The sequence below is a fragment of the Allostreptomyces psammosilenae genome (assembly GCF_013407765.1).
Lineage (GTDB): Bacteria > Actinomycetota > Actinomycetes > Streptomycetales > Streptomycetaceae > Allostreptomyces > Allostreptomyces psammosilenae.
Map to the genome: position 1 here is coordinate 4829873 of NZ_JACBZD010000001.1, position 20131 is coordinate 4850003.

Annotated in this window: 16 protein-coding genes and 2 riboswitches; of the genes, 10 read left to right on the top strand and 6 right to left on the bottom strand. The window is 74.6% G+C overall.

The features are described 5' to 3' along the window. Window positions 1-194: 194 nt before the first annotated feature. From qcrB to ctaE, 4 genes are all read right to left on the bottom strand, one after another. The gene (gene qcrB, locus FHU37_RS20015) at window positions 195-1865 is read right to left on the bottom strand and encodes a cytochrome bc1 complex cytochrome b subunit (protein WP_179815514.1); all 1671 of its coding nucleotides are present in this window, start codon (window positions 1863-1865) and stop codon (window positions 195-197) included. 3 nt (window positions 1866-1868) lie between these two features. Beyond that, window positions 1869-2933, bottom strand: a complete 1065-nt coding sequence (gene qcrA, locus FHU37_RS20020; RefSeq protein WP_179815515.1) for a cytochrome bc1 complex Rieske iron-sulfur subunit — start codon at window positions 2931-2933, stop codon at window positions 1869-1871. Continuing rightward, window positions 2930-3733 (bottom strand): cytochrome bc1 complex diheme cytochrome c subunit, encoded by an 804-nt coding sequence (gene qcrC, locus FHU37_RS20025; protein ID WP_179815516.1) that lies wholly within the window; start codon window positions 3731-3733, stop codon window positions 2930-2932. The genes qcrA and qcrC overlap by 4 nt, the downstream gene beginning before the upstream one ends. Before the next feature lie 97 nt (window positions 3734-3830). Continuing rightward, the gene (gene ctaE, locus FHU37_RS20030) at window positions 3831-4454 is read right to left on the bottom strand and encodes an aa3-type cytochrome oxidase subunit III (RefSeq protein ID WP_179816413.1); all 624 of its coding nucleotides are present in this window, start codon (window positions 4452-4454) and stop codon (window positions 3831-3833) included. Between the two features lie 215 nt (window positions 4455-4669). Here ctaE and FHU37_RS20035 point away from each other — a divergent pair, with 215 nt between their 5' ends. The 3 genes from FHU37_RS20035 (at window position 4670) to FHU37_RS20045 (ending at window position 8509) form a co-directional block, all read left to right on the top strand. Continuing rightward, entirely contained in the window at window positions 4670-5164 is a 495-nt protein-coding gene (locus FHU37_RS20035) for a response regulator transcription factor (RefSeq protein WP_246450009.1), read from the top strand. A 219-nt stretch (window positions 5165-5383) separates the two neighbouring features. Further along, window positions 5384-6454, top strand: a complete 1071-nt coding sequence (trpD, locus tag FHU37_RS20040; RefSeq protein ID WP_179815517.1) for an anthranilate phosphoribosyltransferase — start codon at window positions 5384-5386, stop codon at window positions 6452-6454. Between the two features lie 92 nt (window positions 6455-6546). Continuing rightward, window positions 6547-6661, top strand: a riboswitch (SAM riboswitch). A gap of 336 nt (window positions 6662-6997) precedes the next feature. Then, on the top strand, window positions 6998-8509 hold the full coding sequence (locus FHU37_RS20045) for an aminotransferase class V-fold PLP-dependent enzyme (RefSeq protein ID WP_179815518.1): 1512 nt from the start codon (window positions 6998-7000) through the stop codon (window positions 8507-8509). Between the two features lie 99 nt (window positions 8510-8608). On the opposite strand, the gene FHU37_RS20050 is transcribed toward FHU37_RS20045, so the two are convergent. Next, window positions 8609-8890, bottom strand: coding sequence for an Lrp/AsnC family transcriptional regulator (locus FHU37_RS20050; protein ID WP_179815519.1), 282 nt, complete (start codon window positions 8888-8890; stop codon window positions 8609-8611). Between the two features lie 104 nt (window positions 8891-8994). Between FHU37_RS20050 and FHU37_RS20055 the strand changes: the two genes are divergently transcribed. Beyond that, a complete protein-coding gene (locus FHU37_RS20055; RefSeq protein ID WP_312892682.1) occupies window positions 8995-9693 on the top strand; it encodes a maleylpyruvate isomerase N-terminal domain-containing protein in 699 nt (232 codons plus the stop codon). Window positions 9694-9956: 263 nt separating this feature from the next. Continuing rightward, on the top strand, window positions 9957-12617 hold the full coding sequence (gene alaS / locus FHU37_RS20060; RefSeq protein ID WP_179816416.1) for an alanine--tRNA ligase: 2661 nt from the start codon (window positions 9957-9959) through the stop codon (window positions 12615-12617). On the opposite strand, the gene FHU37_RS29100 is transcribed toward alaS, so the two are convergent. Next, window positions 12618-13700 (bottom strand): rhomboid family intramembrane serine protease, encoded by a 1083-nt coding sequence (locus FHU37_RS29100; RefSeq protein ID WP_281394665.1) that lies wholly within the window; start codon window positions 13698-13700, stop codon window positions 12618-12620. Between the two features lie 197 nt (window positions 13701-13897). On the opposite strand from FHU37_RS29100, the gene FHU37_RS20070 reads away from it, so the two are divergent. The 5 genes from FHU37_RS20070 (at window position 13898) to FHU37_RS20090 (ending at window position 20097) form a co-directional block, all read left to right on the top strand. Continuing rightward, window positions 13898-14194: a hypothetical protein gene (locus FHU37_RS20070; RefSeq protein ID WP_179815520.1), complete on the top strand. Its 297-nt coding sequence runs from the start codon at window positions 13898-13900 to the stop codon at window positions 14192-14194. Window positions 14195-14769: 575 nt separating this feature from the next. Next, window positions 14770-16080 carry an NYN domain-containing protein gene (locus FHU37_RS20075; RefSeq protein ID WP_246451119.1) on the top strand — a complete coding sequence of 437 codons (1311 nt, stop codon included), beginning with the start codon at window positions 14770-14772 and terminating at the stop codon, window positions 16078-16080. Between the two features lie 298 nt (window positions 16081-16378). Then, window positions 16379-17425, top strand: a complete 1047-nt coding sequence (locus tag FHU37_RS20080; protein WP_179815521.1) for a C40 family peptidase — start codon at window positions 16379-16381, stop codon at window positions 17423-17425. 327 nt (window positions 17426-17752) lie between these two features. Continuing rightward, a riboswitch (cyclic di-AMP (ydaO/yuaA leader) is annotated at window positions 17753-17937 on the top strand. Window positions 17938-17947: 10 nt separating this feature from the next. After that, window positions 17948-19036: an NlpC/P60 family protein gene (locus FHU37_RS20085; protein ID WP_179815522.1), complete on the top strand. Its 1089-nt coding sequence runs from the start codon at window positions 17948-17950 to the stop codon at window positions 19034-19036. Between the two features lie 92 nt (window positions 19037-19128). Beyond that, complete coding sequence (locus FHU37_RS20090) at window positions 19129-20097, top strand: hypothetical protein (RefSeq protein ID WP_179815523.1); 969 nt, start codon at window positions 19129-19131, stop codon at window positions 20095-20097. Window positions 20098-20131 lie beyond the last annotated feature (34 nt).

The window sequence follows — 20131 nt, forward strand, 5'->3', positions numbered from 1 at the left end:
GCACAACGCGCGCACCGGCCTCGTCAGCCGCGTTGGCCCTCTGAGAAGGGACCGAGGCCCACGGGGCGCCGCGTTCTCGGTGGCCACTTCGGTGAAAGGTGAGGGGCCCGCCCCCGGACTCGTGTCCGGGGGCGGGCCCCTCAACCGTGTGGCTGTGTGGCGATCAGCCGGGCCTCAGTGGGCCCCGGGGCGGTTCAGTGACCGCCCTCGCCGTGCCCGTGCTCCAGGGCGCGGCGGTACTCCTCCGTGGTGACCTTCGGGACCTGGCTGGCCTCCGAGAAGTACCAGCGGCTCAGCCGGGCGCGCAGGCGCTGGCCGCCGCTGACCTTGCGGGCGACGCCGCGCTCGTCCACGGCCGGGCCCAGCTGGAGCGGCTGCGGCTGCTCGTGCTGGGTGAGCTCCCAGCGCTTGGCCTGCGGGAGCTGCTCGTGCACCTCGCTGTACTCGCCGTCCGGCGAGCGGCGGATGATGCCGGTCTCCCGGCCGTGCAGCACCTTGTCGCGGTCGCGCCGCTGCAGGCCCATCGCGATCCGCTTGGTCACGATGAACGCCACCACCGGCAGGATGAAGAAGCCGAAGCGGAGCGTCCAGGTGATCGCGTTGATCGACAGGTCGAACTGGTCCGCCAGGATGTCGTTGCCACCCGCGACCCACAGGACGCCGTAGGCGGTGATCCAGGCGACGCCGATGCCGGTGCGGACCGGCATGTTGCGCGGGCGGTCCAGGATGTGGTGCTCGCGCTTGTCGCCGGTGATCCACTGCTCGATGAACGGGTACGCCGCGATGAACATGAACATGATGCCGGGCAGGACCAGCGACGGCACCAGGACGTTCAGCGTCAGGTTGTGCCCGAAGGCGACGATCTCCCAGTTGGGCATCAGCCGGAGGCTGCCCTCCAGGAAGCCGATGTACCAGTCGGGCTGCGAACCGGCGGTGATCTGGTCCGGGGCGTAGGGGCCGTAGGCCCAGATCGGGTTGATCGTCGCGACGCCGCTGAGCACCACGAGCACGCCGAAGACCAGGAAGAAGAAGCCGCCCGCCTTGGCGGTGTAGACGGGAACCAGCGGCAGGCCGACCACGTTCTTCTCGGTGCGGCCAGGACCACCCCACTGGGTGTGCTTGTGGTAGAAGACCAGCATCAGGTGGAGGACCAGCAGGCCCACCATGATGGCCGGCACCAGCAGCACGTGGATCGTGAAGATCCGCGGGATGAAGTCGTGGCCCGGGAACTCCCCACCGAAGAGGAAGAACAGGATGTAGGTGCCCACCAGCGGAATGGCCAGGATGACGCCCTCGGCGATGCGCAGACCGGTGCCGGAGAGCAGGTCGTCCGGCAGCGAGTAGCCGGTGAAGCCGTTGACCATGGCCAGTATCAGCAGCAGGAAGCCGAACAGCCAGTTGATCTCACGCGGCTTGCGGAACGCTCCGGTGAAGAAGATCCGGAACATGTGCACGAACAGCGCCGCGACGAAGATCAGCGCCGCCCAGTGGTGGATCTGCCGGATCAGCAGACCGCCGCGGACGTCGAAGCTGATCTCCAGGGTGGAGGCGTACGCCTCCGACATCATGATGCCCTGGAGCGGGGTGTACGAGCCGTCGTAGACGACCTCCACCATGCTCGGCTTGAAGAACAGCGTGAGGAACACGCCGCTCAGCAGCAGGATGATGAAGCTGTACAGGGCGATCTCGCCCAGCATGAAGGACCAGTGGTCCGGGAAGACCTTCCGGACGTTGGCCCGCGCCACGCCGTAGATCCCGAGGCGGGAGTCGGCGTAGTCGGCGCTCGCCAGGGAGGCCTTGCCCAGGCGGGTCTTCGGCTCGGGGACCACCGGGGTGGTCTCGGGGGGTGTGGTGGTGGTGCTCATGGGTTATCCACGCTCCCAGAAGCTCGGGCCGACCGGCTCGGCGAAGTCCTGGGCCGCTTCCAGGTAACCCTCGGAGTTCACCTGGATCCGCAGCTGCGGCAGCGAGCGGGAGGCGGGGCCGAAGATGACCCGACCGTCGTCGCTGAGGTCGAAGGTCGACTGGTGACAGGGGCACAGCAGGTGGTGCGTCTGCTGCTCGTACAGGCCGACGGGGCAGCCGACGTGGGTGCAGATCTTGGAGAAGGCCACGATGCCCTCGTGGGACCACTCCAGCTCCTGACGCGACTTGATCTCCTCGGGAGACAGCCGCACCAGCAGGATGGAGGCCTTGGCCAGCTCGTTGAGCCGCTCGTGGTTGGGGTGCTCCTCGGTGCCGTCGATGCCCTCCGGCTTACCGAAGACGAGCGAGCCGCGGATGATGTCCTCCGGGCGGATCGGCTCGTTGGTGTTCTCGCTGATGATCAGCTTGCCGGGCTCCCAGACGGTGCTGCGCAGCTTGCGCTCCGGCAGCGGGCCGAGGTCGCGCAGCAGCACCACGCCGGACAGCGGCACCAGGGCCACCGCGCCGATCAGGGTGTTGCGGAGCAGGCCGCGGCGGCCCATGCCGCTCTCCTTGGCGCCCACCTGGAAGGCCGCGATGGTCGCCGCGCGGGTCTCCTCGTCGGCCGCGGCCGGGTGACGCTCGTCGACCAACTCCTCGTCGGCCATCAGGGTCCGCGCCCAGTGCACGGCGCCGGCGCCGATGAAGAACAGGGCGAGGCCCAGCGTCACGCCGAGCAGCAGGTTCTGCAGCCCCACGTCGCCCAGCGGGAAGACGTACTCGATCCGGTCCTTCGGGACGCCCACGTAGACCGCGATGAAGGCGATGGTGGCCAGCATCGACAGGACGAACAGGAGCGAGATCTGGCGCTCCGCGCGACGCTCGGCCCGCGGGTCCACGTCGGTCGGACGGTGTTCGTGGGGCGGTAGGCCCGGGTCGCCGAGGGGGTCCTCGACCACCGTGGCGACCTGCCCGCCTTCGGGCGTGGTGCCCGGCAGGAGTTCTTCAGACATGTCCTGGCTACTCATGACTTGGTGGCCTTCGGCGTGCGGGCGGCGATCCAGATCGCGACGGCGATCAGCCCACCCAGACCGACGATCCACGCGAACAGGCCCTCGGAGACCGGGCCGATGCTGCCCAGGCTGTTACCGCCGTAGCTGGGCTCTTCCTCGGTGGTGTAGGTGATGAACGAGATGATCGCCTGCTTGTCCTCCTCCGGCATCACGGTGTCCGGGAAGGAGGGCATGTTCTGCGGGCCGGTCAGCATGGCCTCGTAGATGTGCTTCGGGTCCACGCCCTCCAGGGAGGGCGCGTACTTGCCGTCGGTCAGCGCGCCGCCCTGACCGGCGAAGTTGTGACACTGGGAGCAGTTGGTGCGGAACAGCTCGCCACCCTCGACCAGGTCGCCGCCAGCCGGGTCGAACTGGCTCTCCGTCGGGATGGAGGGACCGGCGCCGAGGGACGCCACGTAGGCCGCCAGGGCGTCGATCTCGTCCTGGCTGTACTCCCCGGGCTTGCGGGGGGCCTGCGCACCGGGCTGCTCGGCGGGCATGCGGCCGGTGCCGACCTGGAAGTCGACCGCGGCGGCACCGACGCCGACCAGGGGAGGACCGTCGGTGGTCCCCTCGCCGTTGATGCCGTGGCAGCTGGAGCAGCCCACGGCGAACAGCTTCTTGCCTTCCTCGATCTGCGTGGAGGAGGCGGTCTCGGCCACGGCCTGGTCCGTGGGGGCGAACGCGGCGTACAGCCCCCCGGTGGCCGCCAGCGCGAAGAGAAGGACGACGAACGCCGCCAGCGGATGGCGCCGTCGTGCGGAGAGCTTTTTCACGGATAACCCCGAAGTCTGGTTCGTCAGCGTGACTGGATGTGCGCGGACCGTACACGCCCGGGGTGGGCGTCCTCCGGTCCGACCCGGTTGCCGCGTGCTACTGCAGCAGGTAGATCGTCCCGAAGAGGGCGATCCAGACGACGTCGACGAAGTGCCAGTAGTACGACACGACGATCGCGCTCGTGGCCTGCTCATGGGTGAAGCGCTTGGCCGCGTACGTCCGTCCCAGGACCAACAGGAACGCGATCAGACCGCCGGTGACGTGGAGGCCGTGGAAGCCGGTGGTCAGGTAGAACACCGAGCCGTAGGCGCTCGACGAGATCGACAGTCCCTCGTGCAGCACCAGGGATGCGTACTCGTACACCTGGCCGCCGATGAAGAAGGCGCCCATGATGAAGGTGATCACGAACCACAGCCGGAGCCTCTTGACGTCGCCGCGTTCGGCGGCGAAGACGCCGAACTGGCAGGTCACCGAGGACAGGACCAGGACGATGGTGTTGGCCAGGGAGAACGGCACGTTGAGCGTGTCGGTTCCCTCGGCCCACACCTCCGGTCCCTGGACCGAACGGATCGTGAAGTACATCGCGAAGAGGGCCGCGAAGAACATCAGCTCCGATGACAGCCAAACGATGGTCCCGACACTGACCATGTTCGGCCGGTTCACCGCAGCGTGTGTGGGTGCGTGCCCGGTCTGAAGAGTTGCTGTCGCCACGCGCGACATTATGTCGGTCACCTATTCCGCCGCTCTCGCGGGGGTCCATCGTCGGAGTGTCAAGGGTCGATGTCGCCCCGTGTCGGCCCTGCCGGCGCGCCCGGAGCGGGGAGGAAGGGGAGGAACGGCGGGGGCGTCGGCGCGTGCCCTGCCCAGGGCGGCCGCCTGGGAGTAGCATCCGGTGTTGTCCAGGTCACACACCGACTTCCCGGCGGGAGCGAGCCATGACCGAGCAGGCCCACGAGCTGTCGCAGTCCACCGCCCCAACCGTCGCCCGCCAGCCCGCGCCGGCGGAGGGCGCCGGCGCGTCGCCCCGGGGCACCGCGCGGGTCCTCCTCTACAGCGACGACTCCGGCACCCGCCGGCGGGTGCGCACCGCGGTCGAGGGCAGCGCCCGGTTCGCCGAGGCCGGGCTGGCGGTGGAGTTCGTCGAGTGCGCCACCGCGCCGGCCGTCCTGGAGCGGCTGGGCCGGGGCGGCGTCGACGCCTGCGTGCTGGACGGCGAGGCCACCCCGGTCGGCGGGATGGGGCTGTGCCGGCAGATCAAGGACGAGATCTTCCAGGCGCCGCCGGTGCTGCTGCTGGTCGCCCGCCCGCAGGACGCGTGGCTGGGCGCCTGGAGCAACGCCGAGTCGGTGGTGCGCTTCCCCGGGGACCCGGCCGTGCTGGCCGGCGAGCTCGGCGGCCTGTTGGAGCGCTCGGCCTCGCTGCCCGCCTGACCACCCGCCCCCGGCCCCTCCCGTCCCCGGCCCCTCCCGTCCCCGCGCCGGTCGCCCCGCCGCCGGCGGCCGGCGGAAGCGGGGCATCTCACTCCCACTCCGGGTGGGACGACCCCTCCCGGACGCGCCCGTCTTCAATAAGGTGGGATCCCCGACGTTCCGGGGATCTGTGGGGGCGCCCGCGCGGCGCCCCGTTGTCCGGTGGCAGGAGTTGATCAGATGAGCGGCAGGGAACACGCAGGCGTCCGCGATCAGGGCCCCGTGCGGGCCTGGCCCGAACTGCTGACCGCGCTGCTCCAGCGCCGTGACCTGTCGGCCGAGGACACCGCCTGGGCGATGGACCGCATCATGCTCGGCGAGGCCACCCCCGCGCAGATCTCCGCCTTCCTGGTGGCCCTGCGGGCCAAGGGGGAGACGGTCGCCGAGGTGAGCGGCCTGGTGCGGGCCATGTACCGGCACGCCACCGTCATCGACGTGCCCGGGCCGGCGGTGGACATCGTCGGCACCGGCGGGGACCGCGCCAAGACGGTCAACATCTCCACCATGTCGGCCGTCGTGGTCGCCGGCACCGGGGTGCGGGTGGTCAAGCACGGCAACCGCGCGGCCTCCTCGGCCTCCGGGGCGGCGGACGTGCTGGGGGCGCTCGGCGTCAACCTCGATCTTTCACCCGAACGGGTGGCCGAGGTCGCGGAGGAGGCCGGCATCACCTTCTGCTTCGCCCAGAAGTTCCACCCGGCCATGCGGCACGCCGCGCCGCCCCGCCGCGAGCTGGGCATCCCGACCGCGTTCAACATCCTCGGTCCGCTGACCAATCCGGCCAGGGTGGGCGCCCAGGCCACCGGTGTGGCCGACGCCAGGCTGGCCCCGGTGGTCGCCGGCGTGCTGGCCGAGCGGGGCGTCTCCGCCCTGGTCTTCCGCGGCGACGACGGCCTGGACGAGCTGACCATCACCACCACCTCGCGGGTGTGGGTGGTGCGCGACGGCGCGGTGCGCGAGGAGACCGTCGACCCGACCGCGCTCGGCATCGAGCGGGTGGGCATCGAGGCGCTGCGCGGCGCCGACGCCGAGTACAACGCCGAGGTGGTCCGCAAGCTGCTGGCCGGGAAGACCGGCCCGGTTCGGGACGCCGTGCTGCTGAACGCGGCGGCGGCCCTGGTGGCCGCCGGCCCCGAGGAGGACGCGCCGCTCCAGGAGCGGCTGGCCGCCGGCATGCGCCGGGCGGCCGAGGCGATCGACAGCGGGGCCGCCCAGGCCGTCCTGGAGCGCTGGGCCGCCGCCACCCAGCGGTGACCGGCCGCTGAGCACCCGCCGGCCGCGCGAGCCGTCCCGGAATGTGGAACGGCTTGCACGGCCGGCGGACGGCCGGCAATAATCCCGGCACAGGTCACGAGTGACAGCGCGGAAAGCCCCGGCTCGCTGTCCGGCAACCCTCCCTCCGCGGCGGGGTGCCCCGGGTGATGACCAGGTCTCAGGTAGCACCTGCGGCAAGCGCGGACCCCTCGCGAAGTCCTCCAGGGGTCCAGACCCGAGGAGTACTTCCATGCAGATGATGCGTTGACAGCGGAAGCGACCTGCCCCGACCGCCGCGCGCGCTAGCCGCGCGCACGGGCCCGACGGCCCGAGCGGGGCGCAGACACCGCGTCGCACACGGTGTGCCGGGCCGTGACGCCCGGCGAACTTCCCCCTCTCACCGAACGCCCTCTCCCGCCGCGCGCGCCGATCGCCGCGCCGCGGGGACGGCGCGGCGATCCGCGCGCCCGGACGCCGGCGGCACCCCGCCGCCGCGCCCCGGAGCATCGGCGCGGTCGCCGGCGACCCCTCACGGAGCCTTCGATGTCCGCTGCCCGCAACGCCGCCACCACCTGCCTGACCGCCCCCGCCCCGGCCGCCGCGACCGCCGCGACCGCCGCGACCGCCGCGACCGCCGCGATCGCCACGGCCACCGGACCGGCCGCCGTCGCCCCCGCGGCCTCCCGGGCCGCCGCGCCGGCCGAGGTCGGCTCGCCGCTGCCGGTGCTGGGGGACGACGTCCGGGTGCCGCTGGCCGGCGGGGGGACGGCGCCGTACGCCGCGCTGGACTACGCCGCCAGCGCGCCCGCGCTGCGCGCCGTCTGGGACGACGTGGCCGCCTACGCCCCCTACTACGGCAGCGTCCACCGTGGCACCGGCCACCTCTCGCAGCTGTCCACCGAGCTGTTCGAGACCGCCCGCGCCACCGTGGCCGAGTTCCTCGGCGCCCGCGACGGCGACCAGGTGGTCTTCACCCGCTCCACCACCGACTCGCTGAACCTGCTGGCCGCCGCCCTCCCCGCGGACACCCGGGTGTTCGTCTTCGAGACCGAGCACCACGCCGCCCTGCTGCCCTGGCGCCGGGCCGGCGGCGGGGTGCAGCACCTGGCCACCCCGGCCAGCCCGGAGCGGGCGGTCGCCGTGCTGGACGCCGCCCTGGCCGCCCACCGCCGGCAGCGGCCGCACGCCCCCGCGCTGGTCTGCGTCACCGGCGCGTCCAACGTCACCGGCGAGCTGTGGCCGGTGCGCGAGCTCGTCGAGGCCGCCCACCGGCACGGCGCCCGGCTGGTGCTGGACGCCGCCCAGCTCGCCCCGCACCGCGCGGTCTCGCTGCGCGAACTGGGCGCCGACTGGGTGGCGCTGTCCGGGCACAAGCTCTACGCGCCGTTCGGCGCCGGCGTGCTGGCCGGCCGCGCGGACTGGCTGGACGCCGCCGAACCGTACCTGGCCGGCGGCGGCGCCACCGCCACCGTGCGGCGGGGCACCGCCGAGGACCACCCCGACGCCGACCAGGTCGGCGACCTGGCCGTGCGCTGGCACCGTGGACCGGCGCGGCACGAGGCCGGCTCCCCGAACGTCATCGGCGCCTACGCCCTCGCCTCGGCCTGCCGGGCGCTGGCCGCCGCGGGCCTGGAGGAGCTGACCCGCCGCGAGGAGGCGCTGCTGCGCCGGCTGCGCGCGGGCCTGGCCGCGGTGCCCGAGGTCCGGGTGCTGAGCCTGTTCGGCGACGACGCGCCGCGCGTCGGCGTGCTCTCCTTCACGGTGCGCGGCTGGGACAGCCGGCGGCTCGCCGTGGCGCTGTCCGAGCGCTACGGCATCGGCGTGCGCGACGGCCTGTTCTGCGCCCATCCGCTGGTCGGCGCGCTCCTGGGCGACCAGCCGGGCGAGCCGGCGCCGTGCGCGGTGCCGGACTCCGGCGGCGCGGAGACGGCGCTGCGGGCGGTGCGGGTCAGCTTCGGGGCCGGCACGCCGGTGGAGCACGTCGACCGGCTGGTGCGGGCCGTCGCCGAGCTGGTCCGGGAGGGCGACCCGGCCGCGGCGGCTCCGGGCTGCTGACCCGCCGGCGCCGCCCGGCGCGGCTCGGCGCGGGTGCCACCGCCGTGGCGGGCGCGTTCGCCCGCCCGGCCCGGTCTTCCGGCCCGGCGGGCTCTGCCCTCAGCCCTCCAGGCCGATGGCGAAGGCGGCCTCCAGGTCGTGCCGGGAGTACGTGCGGAAGGCGATGTGGGTCTCGGTGTGCTCCACCCCCGGCACGCGGTTGAGCCGCCCGGGGATCACCTCGGCCAGGTCCTCGTGGCGCGGCACCCGCACCATGGCGACCAGGTCGAAGGAGCCGGTCACCGAGTAGACCTCGCTGACGCCCTCCAGTTCGGCGATGGTCTCCGCCAGCTCCGGGATGCGGTCGACGCTGGTCTTGATCAGGACGATGGCGGTGATCACGGGGCACCTTCCCTGTGGGGACGCGTGGTTGGCGGGGACGTGTGTGGCCGTCACAGTAGTCCAGCCCTTCCGGATCGCCTCCGACCAGCCGTAGGGTGGCGCGCGTGCCGCTCGCCCCCCACCCCGCCCTGACCGCCTTCACCACCGAGGCCGAGGCGCTGGCGGCAGCGCTCTCGGGACTGCCGGAGGAACGCTTCGACGCGCCGACCCGGTGCGTGCCGTGGACGCTGCGGGACCTGCTGGGACACGTGCACATGACGATCGGCCGGGTGCCCGGCATGCTGGCCGCGCCCGCGCCGGCCGACGGGGACGGGGCGCTGGTCACGGCGGCCGGCTACTACCGTCCGGACGAACGGTTCTCCGCGGCGACCAACGCGGTGCGGGTGGACGGCGCCCGGGAGCTGGCCGCGGGCTTCGGCTCCGGGCGGGAGCTGGTGCGGGAGCTGGCGGCCGGGTGCGCGCGGGTCGCCGCCGCGGTGGCCGCCGAGCCGGCCGACCGCCGGGTGCGCACCCGGCACGGCGACCCGATGACGCTCGACGACTTCATGACCACCCGCGTGGTGGAACTGGCCGTGCACGGGCTGGACGCCGCGGAGGCCCTCGGGCGGCCGGCGTGGCTGACCGACCGGGCCGCCGAGGTGGTGCTCGGGCTGCTCTTCGCGGGTGGCCAGCGGGCCGCCCTCGCGGCGACCGGCTGGGATCCGGTGACCTGTCTGGCCAAGGCCACCGGCCGCGCCGGGCTGAACGACACCGAGCGCGAAATCGTCTCGGTGCACGGCATCCGCTGGCTGGCGCTCGGCTGACCGTGGGGGGCCGGCCCCCACGCGGGAAAACCACGGGCGGAGCGCCGGCGCGGCGCGCTACCGTCGACCCGTGGCGGCCGTGGGGGTCGCCGCCTCGGTGGTCGTCGATCGACGGGATCGGACGTCATGGTCTGGACGGTGGGGGCGCGAGCTAGCCGCGCCGAGCTGGGGAACTGAGGACGCGCGCTCGGTTCCGGTTCTCGGCCCGGCTCGGCGTGTGTGCCTCTCCCACCTCCCACGACCGCTCCGTGAGGGCCACCACCATGCGCTCGACGCAGATCCGCTCCGTCTTCACCGACTTCTTCACCGCGCGCGGGCACCAGCCGGTGCCGTCCAGCCCCCTGGTCCTGTCCGATCCGACGCTGCTGCTGGCGAACGCGGGCATGAACCAGTTCAAGCCCTACTTCCTGGGCGAGGCCACCCCGCCGTACCCGCGGGCCACCAGCATCCAGAAGTGCGCGCGCACCTCCGACATCGACAACGTCGGCCGCACCGCCCGGCACGCGACGTTCTTCGAGATGATGGGCAACTTCTCCTTCGGCGACTACTTCAAGGCGGAGGCGATCGCCTACGCCTGGGAGCTGCTCACCGAGGGCTACGGCCTGGACGAGGACCGGCTGTGGGTCACCGTCCACCACGAGGACCACGAGACCGAGCGGCTCTGGCGGCGCCTGGGCGTCCGCGCCGACCGCATCCAGCGGCTCGGCATGGCGGACAACTACTGGTCCATGGGGGTGCCCGGCCCCTGCGGCCCCTCCTCCGAACTCGCCTACGACCGCGGTCCCGCGTTCGGCCGGGAGGGCGGGCCGGCCGTCGACGGCGAGCGCTACGTCGAGCTGTGGAACCTGGTGTTCATGCAGTCGCGGCGCGGCGAGGGCGGGGAGAAGACCGACTTCCCGATCCTCGGCGACCTGGCGACCAGGAGCATCGACACCGGCCTCGGCCTGGACCGGCTCGCCGCGATCCTCCAGGGCGCGGAGAACGTCTGCACCACCGACCTGCTGCGCCCCACCCTGCAGGTGGTGCAGGAGCTGGCCGGCCGGGAGTACCCGGGCGGCGCGGAGGAGAAGGTCTCCTTCCAGGTCGTCACCGAGCACGCCCGCTCCATCGCCTTCCTCATCGCCGACGGCGTGCTGCCCGCCCGGGACGGCCGCGGCTACGTGCTGCGCCGCCTGGTGCGCCGGGCGATCCGGCACGCCCGGCTGCTCGGTGTCGAGGGGCCCGTCCTGCCGGCCACCACCGCCTCGGTGGTGGCCAACCTGGGCGGGGCCTGGCCGGAGCTGGCCGCCCACGCCGCGCTGATCGAACGGGTGGTCACCGCCGAGGAGGAGTCCTTCGGCCGCACGCTCGGCCAGGGCACCCGGCTGCTGGACGCGGCGATCGCGCGCACCCGCGCCGCCGGCGCCACCCGGCTGCCCGGCGAGACCGCCTTCGAACTGCACGACACCTACGGCTTCCCGGTGGAGCTGACCGTCGAGGCCGCGCGGGAGGCGGGGCTGACCGTGGCGGAGGACCGCTTCGCCGCGCTGCTGGAGGAGCAGCGCCGCCGGGCCAAGGCCGGCGGGCGGGCGCGGACCGCCGAGGCGCTGCGCCGGGCGGACGCCTACCGGGAGCTGTCCGCCCGGCACGGCCGCACCGTGTTCGTCGGCTACGAACGCCTCACCGCGGAGGCCACCGTGCTGGGGCTGGTCGACGACGGCAGGGTGGTCCCCGGGGCGGCCGAGGGCGCCACCGTGGAACTGGTGCTGGACCGCTCGCCGTTCTACGCGGCCTCCGGCGGGCAGGTCGGCGACACCGGCACGGTCCGCACGGCCGGCGGCGCCCTGCTGGAGGTGGTCGACACCCGGCCCGGCCTGGAGGGGTTCCACGTGCACACGGTGCGGGTGGCCTCCGGCGAGGTGCGCGCCGGCGAGGTCGTCGAGGCCCGGGTCGACGGGCCGCGCCGGGAGGCCGTCGCCCGCTCCCACTCGGCCACCCACGTGCTGCACGCCATGCTCCGCCGCACCCTCGGCGAGCACGCCCGCCAGCAGGGCTCGCTGGTGGACGCCGGACGCCTGCGGCTGGACTTCGCCCACCTCGGGCCGGTCGACCCCACCGCGCTGGCCACCGTCGAGACGCTGGTCAACGACTACCTGCTGGACGATCCGGAGGTGCGGGTCTGGCACGCCTCCCGCGCGGAGGCCGAGGCGGCCGGCGCCACCGCGCTGTTCGGGGAGAGGTACGGGGAGCGGGTGCGGATCGTCGACATCGGCGACGCCTCGCGCGAGCTGTGCGGCGGCACGCACGTCGGGCACGGCTCCAACGCCGGGCCGGTGCGGCTGCTGGGGGAGTCCTCCGTGGGCTCCAACCTGCGCCGGATCGAGGCGCTGACCGGCCGGGACGCGCTGCGGTACCACGACGGGGAGCGCCGGCTGCTCCAGGAGCTCGCCGGGCTGCTGGGCACCCCGGTCGGGGACGCGCCCGAGGCGCTGCGGGCGCGGCTCGGCGAGCTGGCCGCGGCCCAGCGCGAGCTGCGCCGGCTGCGGGAGGAGGAGCTGCGCGAGCGGGCCGCGCTGCTCGGGGCCCGGGCCCGGCGGGTGCCGGGCGGCGGCGTGGTCGCCGAGCGGCTGGAGGACGTCACCCCCCGGGAGCTGCGGGCCCTGGCGGCCGACGCGGCCGGCCGGCTGCCCGGGGGCGGCCCGGCCGTGGTCGTCCTCGGCACGGCCAGCGACGGCAGGGCGTCGCTGGCCGCCGCGGTCTCGCCGGACCTGCTCGACCGGGGCGTCCGGGCCGGCGGCGTGCTGGCCGAGGCGGCGCGGGTGGTCGGCGGGGGCGCCGGCGGCGAGGGGGCGGTGGCGAGCGCCGGTGGGCGGCGGCCGGAGGCGCTGGACCAGGCCCTGGCCGTGGCGGCCGGGGAGGCGGCCCGGCTGCTGGGCGGCGGCTGATCAGGCGTCGTGGGGCGGGGCGTCCGTCGGCGCGGTCGGCGGCGGGGCCGTCGGCGCCGTGCCGGCGGCCCCGCCCCCGATCCCCTCGGGGCGGGGCGGGGGCGGGCCGTCGGACATCCGCCCGCGCTCGCCGGGCGGGGCCGGCCCGGGCGGGAACAGCGCGACGGCGGACGCCGCCGCGGGCCGCTCCACGGCGCCCGGCGGCGCCCCCGGTGCGGCCGGTGCCGGTGCCGGCGGGACGACCGGTGGCCCAGGGACGGTTGGTGTCGGCGGTACGGCTGGTGCCGGGGGGACCGCCGGTGCGGGCCACGCGTCCCCGCGGCGACGGCGCGCCTCCCAGCAGGCGTGGCCGAACCCCACCGCGAAGCCGGCCAGGTGCGCCAGGTAGGCCACCCGGTCCCCGTCCGCCCGCGGCCCCCGCGCCTGCGCGACCAACTGCCCGGCCAGCCAGAAGCCCAGCACCGCGCCGGCCGGCAGCCGCAGCGGCAGGAACAGCAGGGAGGGGAACAGGCTGACCACCCGGTGGCGCGGGAACAACCGCAGGTACGCGCCGAGGACCCCGGCGATCGCCCCGGAGGCGCCCACCAGCGTCTCCCGGGATCCCGCGTTGGCCAGCGCCCACAGATAGGTGGCGGCGTACCCCCAGCCCAGGTAGCCCAGGGCGAAGCGCGTCCGCCCCATCCGTTCCTCCAGGCGGCCGGCGAACACCCACAGGCAGAGGAGGTTGCCCACCAGGTGCGCCCAGTTGGCGTGCACGAACAGCGCGGTGAGCACCGACAGGGCCGGTGTCTTCCCGGTCGGGTCGGCGGGCCGGGGACAGCCGGTCGTGCGCGGGTCCTCCGGAGTCGGCAGTTCCCGGTTGGTCAGCAGTTCGACCGGCACCGCCCCGAACCGGCGCACGTGCTCCGCCTGCGCGCAGACCACCGCCGCCGCGCCGTCGCGGCCCCGGCCGCCACCGGCCTCGGCCGCCGGGAACCCGGTCATCGGCCCGGCCAGGAACACCACGACGTTGATCGTCAGCACCGTGACGACCACGGCCGGTGGGCGGCGGAGCGGGCTGGTGTCGCAGACCGGGATCACCATGAGCCGATGATCGCCCGAACGGACATTTCCGGCGTGTCGGAGCGGGCGAACAGGTGTTCCCGGCTGTCGCTGCTCCGATCGGGGCAGGTGTGAGGCCGTAGGCTGCTGCGCAGCAAGGACGAAGCCGCGGCTTCGGACGATCCCGCGGCTTCCGCTCCGGGCGACTCCGCGGCCTTCGAGGAGAGGAACGAATCAGCATGTCCGTGCCCGAGCCGACCCCGGCCACCCGGTGGCGCTGCGCCCAGTGCGGCAATCTCACCCGCTTCGACGTCACGCGCACCACCAGGGCGGTGGAGTACGTCCACGTCGACCTGGCCGGCGAGGCGAAGGTGGAGGAGCGGAAGATCCTCCGGGACGAGCTGGAGTCCGTCCGCTGCCGCTGGTGCAACACCGCCGACCAGGTCGAACTGGTGGAGCGGCCGGGCGCGGAGCCGTTCAACGAGAGCGACGATCCCGGTGCGGACACCGCTTCCCGCACCTCCGGCGAGGCTTGACCGACCACCCTCGCGCAACACCCGTCTCCGCCGTGCCCCGGTACGGCGGACGGGTGAGAATCGGAGCAGGTGGCGGTGGGGCGGACAGGCCCCAGGTACGCCGGTGCCCGCCGTGTCGCCGCCGAGTCCTCTCCGGTGGGGTCGACGGGTGGTGACCCGGCGCCCCGGCGGGGAACGAGGATCGGAGCAGTGACGTGGTGAACCAGACGGATGAGGGCGCGGGTAGAGGATGGGCGGGACACCCGGGTGGTGTGCCCGCCACCGAGCCTGACGCCGCTCCGCGGTGCGCCACACCGGACGGTCCACCACCGCTGAGCGACACGGGCGCGGCGGGCGGCGCCCTCGACCGGGGCGCGCGGTACGAGGCCGGCCCCGCCGACGGCCCCGAGGCGGACGACGCCGAGGAGGACGACGTTCGGGACGACGCCGACCCGCACCACGCCGACCCGGAGGACGTCGACCGGGACGACAAGGACCAGGACGACGCCGACCGGGACGGCGAGCACGCCAAGGCCGAGGACGACGGCGCCGGCGAGGGCGGCGACCGGGCCGACGGACACGCCGAGCCCGAAGGGCTGGAACGCCTGGAGCATCCGCTGCCCGCCCCGGTCCGCCAGCGCGTCGTCGGCGTGGCGGCCGACGCCCTCGGCTCCATGCCCGGCCAGGAGGTGCCGCCGGCGCTGCGCCGCTACGCCCGGTTCACCCCCAGCCGCCGCGCCCGCCTCGCCGGGACCCCGATCGCCGCGGCGCTGGAGAGCGACGCCACCTTCCGCCACCGGATAGCGGAACGGCTCAGGGCCGGCCAGCCGGAGCTGGCCGGGGCCCTGGAGACCGGGTCGGCCCCGCCGGCCGCCGACCCGATGGACGTCGCGGCCGCCGCCTACCTGCTCCGCCCCGCCGGCTGGACCCGGCTGGTCGCCGAGTCCGGCCGGGCCGCCGAACAGGCCGAGAGCGAACGCACCACGGCCGAGGCGCTGCGCACCGCCGAGCAGCTCAGCGCGGAGCTGGCCGCCGCCAAGGCCGCCGCCCGCGCCGACGGCGAACGGCTGCGCGCGGAGCTGGAGGCGCTGCGCCGCGAGTCCGACGGGGTGCGGCGCAAGCTGCGCAGCGCCGAGGCACAGGTGAAGCGGGCCGAGGCGGAGCTGCGCAAGGTGGTCGCGGAACTGGAGCAGGTCCGCTCGGCCGCCGCCGCGGCGCAGGCCCAGGCGGACGGCGACGCCCGCCGGCTGCGCAACCGGCTGGCCGACGCCGAGGCAGCCCTGGAGGCCAGCCGGCGCGCCTCCCGCGAGGACCGCGGGGTGGCCGACATGCGGCTGCGGCTGCTGCTGGACACCGTGCTGGACGCGGCCAACGGGCTCCGCCGCGAGCTGGCCGTGCCGCCCACCACGCAGCGCCCGGCCGACTCGGTGGAGGCGGTCGAGCCGGTGCCGGCCAGCCCGCTGGACGTGGCGGCGCGCGCCCTGGCGGCGGACGACCCCGAGATACTGGAGCAGTTGCTGGCGCTGCCGCACGTCCACCTGGTGGTGGACGGCTACAACGTGACCAAGGCCGGCTACCCGGCGCTGCCGCTGGAGAAGCAGCGGGAACGGCTGCTGTCCCAGCTGGCGATGCTGGCGGCGAGCACCGCGGTCGAGGTGACCTGCGTCTTCGACGGCGCGGACCTGGGCGGGCCGGTGCCGCTGGCGGCGCCGCGCGGGGTGCGGGTGCTGTTCAGCCGGCCGGGGGAGACGGCGGACGAGCTGATCCGGCGCCTGGTCCGGGCGGAGCCGCGGGGGCGTCCGCTGGTGGTGGCCTCCTCGGACCGGGAGGTGGCCGACGGCGTGCGCAAGGCGGGGGCCCGGCCGGTGCCCTCCTCGATGCTGCTGCGCCGGTTCGCCCGGGGCTGACCCCCGGCCGTCCGGAACCGGCCCGGGGGCCGGGTGAACGGAGCACGCGCCCGCCCCATTCCGGAAGCCCACAGTAAAGATTTCCCTACTATAGGTGACATCGCCCGGCGTGTCGCAGATCATTTCGTGTGCAGATCGTTAGTCTCCGCGACGAACCCCCGCACGGCCGTCCACCCACTCGGGGTGGCGGCGGAGGGCTCCCGCCTGCGCGGCGGGTCGTCGTCCGGCGTCCTGGTGGCGCCGCGAGAACCGTCGGCTCGTCCGGCAGGTGGTGGAAAGGAAGAAGGAGTTCGCCTGCGTGGCGTCCCACCATCGTCCCAAGTCATCGAATCGAGCTCGGATCGGCGCGCTGGCCGTCGCCGCGGCCACGGTCGTCGCCCTGTCGGCGAGCGGCGGTGCCCAGGCGGATCCCGGTCCCACCGCGGAGGAGGTCCGGGAGCGGATAGAGGAGCTGCGGCACGAGGCGGCGGTCGTCACCGAGGAGTTCAACGGGGCGACGGAGCAGCAGGACCGGCTCCAGCGCGAGGTGAACGAGCTGCAGGACGACGTCGCCCGGGGGCAGGCGGAGCTGACGCGGATGCAGTCCACGCTGGGCGCGGTGGCCAGCGCCCAGTACCGCTCCGGCGGGGTGGATCCGTCGCTGCGGCTGATGCTGTCGGGGGATCCGGAGGAGTACCTGGCGAAGGCCGCCGCGCTGGACCAGCTGTCGGCGGAGCAGGCCGAGTCGCTGGAGGAGGTCTCCGCCCACAAGCGCGCCCTGGACCAGCGGCGCGCCGAGGCCGCGGCGAAGCTCCAGGAACTGGAGACGGTGCGCACCACGGCCGTGGAGAAGAAGGAGGAGATCCAGGAGAAGCTGCGGGAGCAGCAGGAACTCCTGGAGCGGCTGACCGCCGAGGAGCGCGCGGCGCTGGCGGAGGAGGAGCGCCGGGCGGCCGAGGAGGCGGCGGGCCGCGCCTCGCGTGACGACGTCCGCGGGGCGCTGGACGCCGCGGCAGCCTCGGGGCACGCCGCGGCCGCGGTCGCCGCCGCCCAGAGCGCGCTGGGGCTGCCCTACGTCTGGGGGGCCGAGGGGCCGAGCAGCTTCGACTGCTCGGGGCTGACGAGCTGGGCGTGGGCCCGCGCCGGGGTGACCATCCCGCGCACCTCGCAGGGACAGCTCGGCGCCGGGACGCCGGTGAGCCTGAGTGAGGCGCTCCCGGGCGACCTGGTGATCTTCTACGGGGACGCCAGCCACGTGGGCATGTACGTCGGCGGCGGCGTGATGATCCACGCGCCCTACACCGGCGCGGTGGTCCGCTACGAGTCCGTCGACACCATGCCGGTCCACTCCGTCATCCGGGTCTGAGTCGCCCCCTCCTCCTCGGGGAGGAGGGGGCGACGGTACGAGTGGTACCTGCGATGCAGGGGAGTGTGAGCTGCGTCACCCATATGGTCGTATTCCGGGCCCAAGATGGACAGAGAGTCAGGGTGACGGCACCTCGGGTGTCACCGATCGGAAAAAATGTGACTCGCCAACGAGAATTTTCGTCGAAGGATTTGAAGGGATCACGAACGGGTCACTAAGGTCAGCTCCGAACCTCCGCGGGTCGCTCACCCAACCCGGGTGACGGCGGAGGTTCCCGCCGAGTTCGAACCGGCGTCGCCCTTCCGCTCCACCCCCGCGACGGGGGACCGGGTCGGGAGGCGGACGTCACTCGGAGCCGGGGACCCACCATCCTCGGGGTGAATCGGTGTGTGGGCCCTGGGCGCCCGCCGTGACGGCGTCACGTCACGGCGAGCCACTTGGCCGAGCACCGTAGGGCTGTCTTCCGGCCCGAACCCGTCAGCTCACCCGGTAGGCGGTCGGAGGAAGAAGGAGTTCGCCCGCGTGGCGTCCCACCGTCGTCCCAAGTCACCGAGTCGTGCTCGCATCAGCGTGCTCACCGCCGCCGCGGCCACCGCCGTGGCACTGTCCGCGAACAGCGGTGCCCACGCCGATCCCCGTCCGTCCAAGGACGAGGTCAAGGAGCAGATCGATCAGCTCCAGGAGCAGGCCGAAGTCGCCACCGAGGAGTTCAACGGGGCGACGGAGCGCCAGGAGCAGCTCCAGCAGCAGGTCAACGAGCTCCAGGACCAGGTCGCGCAGGGCCAGGCCGAGCTGACCGAGATGCAGTCCACCCTCGGTGCCGTGGCCAGCGCCCAGTACCGCACCGGTGGCATCGACCCCTCGCTCCAGCTGATGCTCTCCGAGGACCCCGAGGCCTACCTCGACAAGGCCTCCGCGCTGGACCAGCTGACGGCGGAGCAGACCGAGTCGCTGGAGCAGATCGCGGCCAAGAAGCGCGAGCTCGACCAGCAGCGGGCCGAGGCCTCCGCGGCCCTGGAGGAGCTGGAGAGCGCCCGCGCCACGGCGGCGGAGAAGAAGGAGGAGATCCAGGAGAAGCTGCAGGAGCAGCAGGCCCTCCTGGACCAGCTGACCGCCGAGGAGCAGGCGGCGCTGCAGGAGGCGGAGCGGCAGGCCGCCGCGGCCGCCGCCGCCGAGGCCGCGGAGGCCGCGGAGCGCGCCTCCCGGGACACCGGTCGCGAGTCGCTCAACACCGACACCGGCACCGCCGTGGACGTCGCGGTCTCCGGCCACGCCGCCGCCGCCGTCGCCGCCGCCGAGAGCGCCCTCGGCAGCCCGTACGTCTACGGGGCCTCCGGACCCAACAGCTTCGACTGCTCCGGCCTGACCAGCTGGGCCTGGCGGCAGGCCGGCGTCACCATCCCGCGCACCTCGCAGGGCCAGCTCAGCGGCCTCACCCAGGTCAGCCTCTCCGAGGCCCAGCCGGGCGACCTGGTCATCTTCTACGGCGACGCCCACCACGTCGGCATGTACGTGGGTGACGGCATGATGATCCACGCCCCGCGCACCGGCACCGTGGTCCGCTACGAGTCGATCCACAACATGCCGATCAACGCGGTCGTCCGGGTCTGAACCGGCCAGACCTGAGCGGCCAGCGCCCTCCGGCGGCCGGACACGCCACCACCCGCCGCGGCGGGCCCGCACCCCGGGCCCGCCGCGGCGCCGTGCTGACCGCGGGCGGCACCCTCGCCCTGCTCCTGCTGCTCCCTCCGCTGCTGCTGCCCTCGCCGCCCTCCGCGCCCACGGCCTCCGCGCCGACGGCCGCCCCGGGGCCGTCCGCCGGCCCGCCCGGCGACACCCCCGCGCCGGACCCCCTGGGGCCGGCCGCGCTCCAGGACGCCCTGGACCGCTGGGACGGCCCCGCCCGGACCGTGCGCGGCACCCACGCCCTCGTCGTCGGCCCGCCCGGCCGCCGCGCCGCCCTGGAGGCGTACGCCGTCCTGGCGGACGCCGCCGCCGAGGACGTCGCCCGCCTGCTCGCCCTCCCCGCGCCTCCACCTCTGATTGTGTACGCCCCCACCGACAACGCCGCCCTGGCCCGACTGGCCGGCGGCGAGCCGGGCGCGCACGCCCACGCCGCGGCGGTCACCGTCACCCGCGACCCCACCGGCGGCACGCCGCGCGTCCTGCTCGGCCCCACCGCCTTCGACGCCCTCACCGACGACGGCCGGCGGTTCGTGCTCACCCACGAGGCGGTGCACGCCGCGCTCGCCCTCCGGGACGGCGGCGGCCCACCCGCCGGCATGCCGCGCTGGCTCGACGAGGGGGTGGCCGACTGGGTCGCCGTCGTCGCCACCGGCCTGACGGAACGCGAACTGGCCGCCCCGCTGGCCGAACGCCTCGCCCGCCAGGGGCCGCCCGAGCGGCTGCCCGCGGACGCCGCCTTCGACTCAGCCTCGGCCGACGCCGACCTGGCGTACGCCGAGGCGCGGCTGGCCTGCGCCATGGTGGTCCGGGACCACGGCCCCGCCGCCCTGCCGGCCCTGCGGACGGCGACCGCCGAGGCGCTGCGGGCCGGACAGGACGGCGCCGCCGCCCTCGACACGGCCATGCGCGCCGTACTGGACACCGACCCGGCGACCTTCACCGAGCGCTGGCAGCACTATCTGACCAGCGAACTGCTGCCGCGCTGAGCGGCGGCCAGGGGGCGGGGCGGTGAGCGGGTGG

Bases quoted from the DNA above. Each gene is read 5' to 3' on its own strand.
- qcrB (WP_179815514.1), bottom strand. From the start codon at position 1,865: ATGAGCACCACCACCACACCCCCCGAGACCACCCCGGTGGTCCCCGAG.
- qcrA (WP_179815515.1), bottom strand. From the start codon at position 2,933: ATGAGTAGCCAGGACATGTCTGAAGAACTCCTGCCGGGCACCACGCCC.
- ctaE (WP_179816413.1), bottom strand. From the start codon at position 4,454: ATGTCGCGCGTGGCGACAGCAACTCTTCAGACCGGGCACGCACCCACA.
- FHU37_RS20035 (WP_246450009.1), top strand. From the start codon at position 4,670: ATGACCGAGCAGGCCCACGAGCTGTCGCAGTCCACCGCCCCAACCGTC.
- trpD (WP_179815517.1), top strand. From the start codon at position 5,384: ATGAGCGGCAGGGAACACGCAGGCGTCCGCGATCAGGGCCCCGTGCGG.
- FHU37_RS20045 (WP_179815518.1), top strand. From the start codon at position 6,998: ATGTCCGCTGCCCGCAACGCCGCCACCACCTGCCTGACCGCCCCCGCC.
- alaS (WP_179816416.1), top strand. From the start codon at position 9,957: ATGCGCTCGACGCAGATCCGCTCCGTCTTCACCGACTTCTTCACCGCG.
- FHU37_RS29100 (WP_281394665.1), bottom strand. From the start codon at position 13,700: ATGGTGATCCCGGTCTGCGACACCAGCCCGCTCCGCCGCCCACCGGCC.
- FHU37_RS20070 (WP_179815520.1), top strand. From the start codon at position 13,898: ATGTCCGTGCCCGAGCCGACCCCGGCCACCCGGTGGCGCTGCGCCCAG.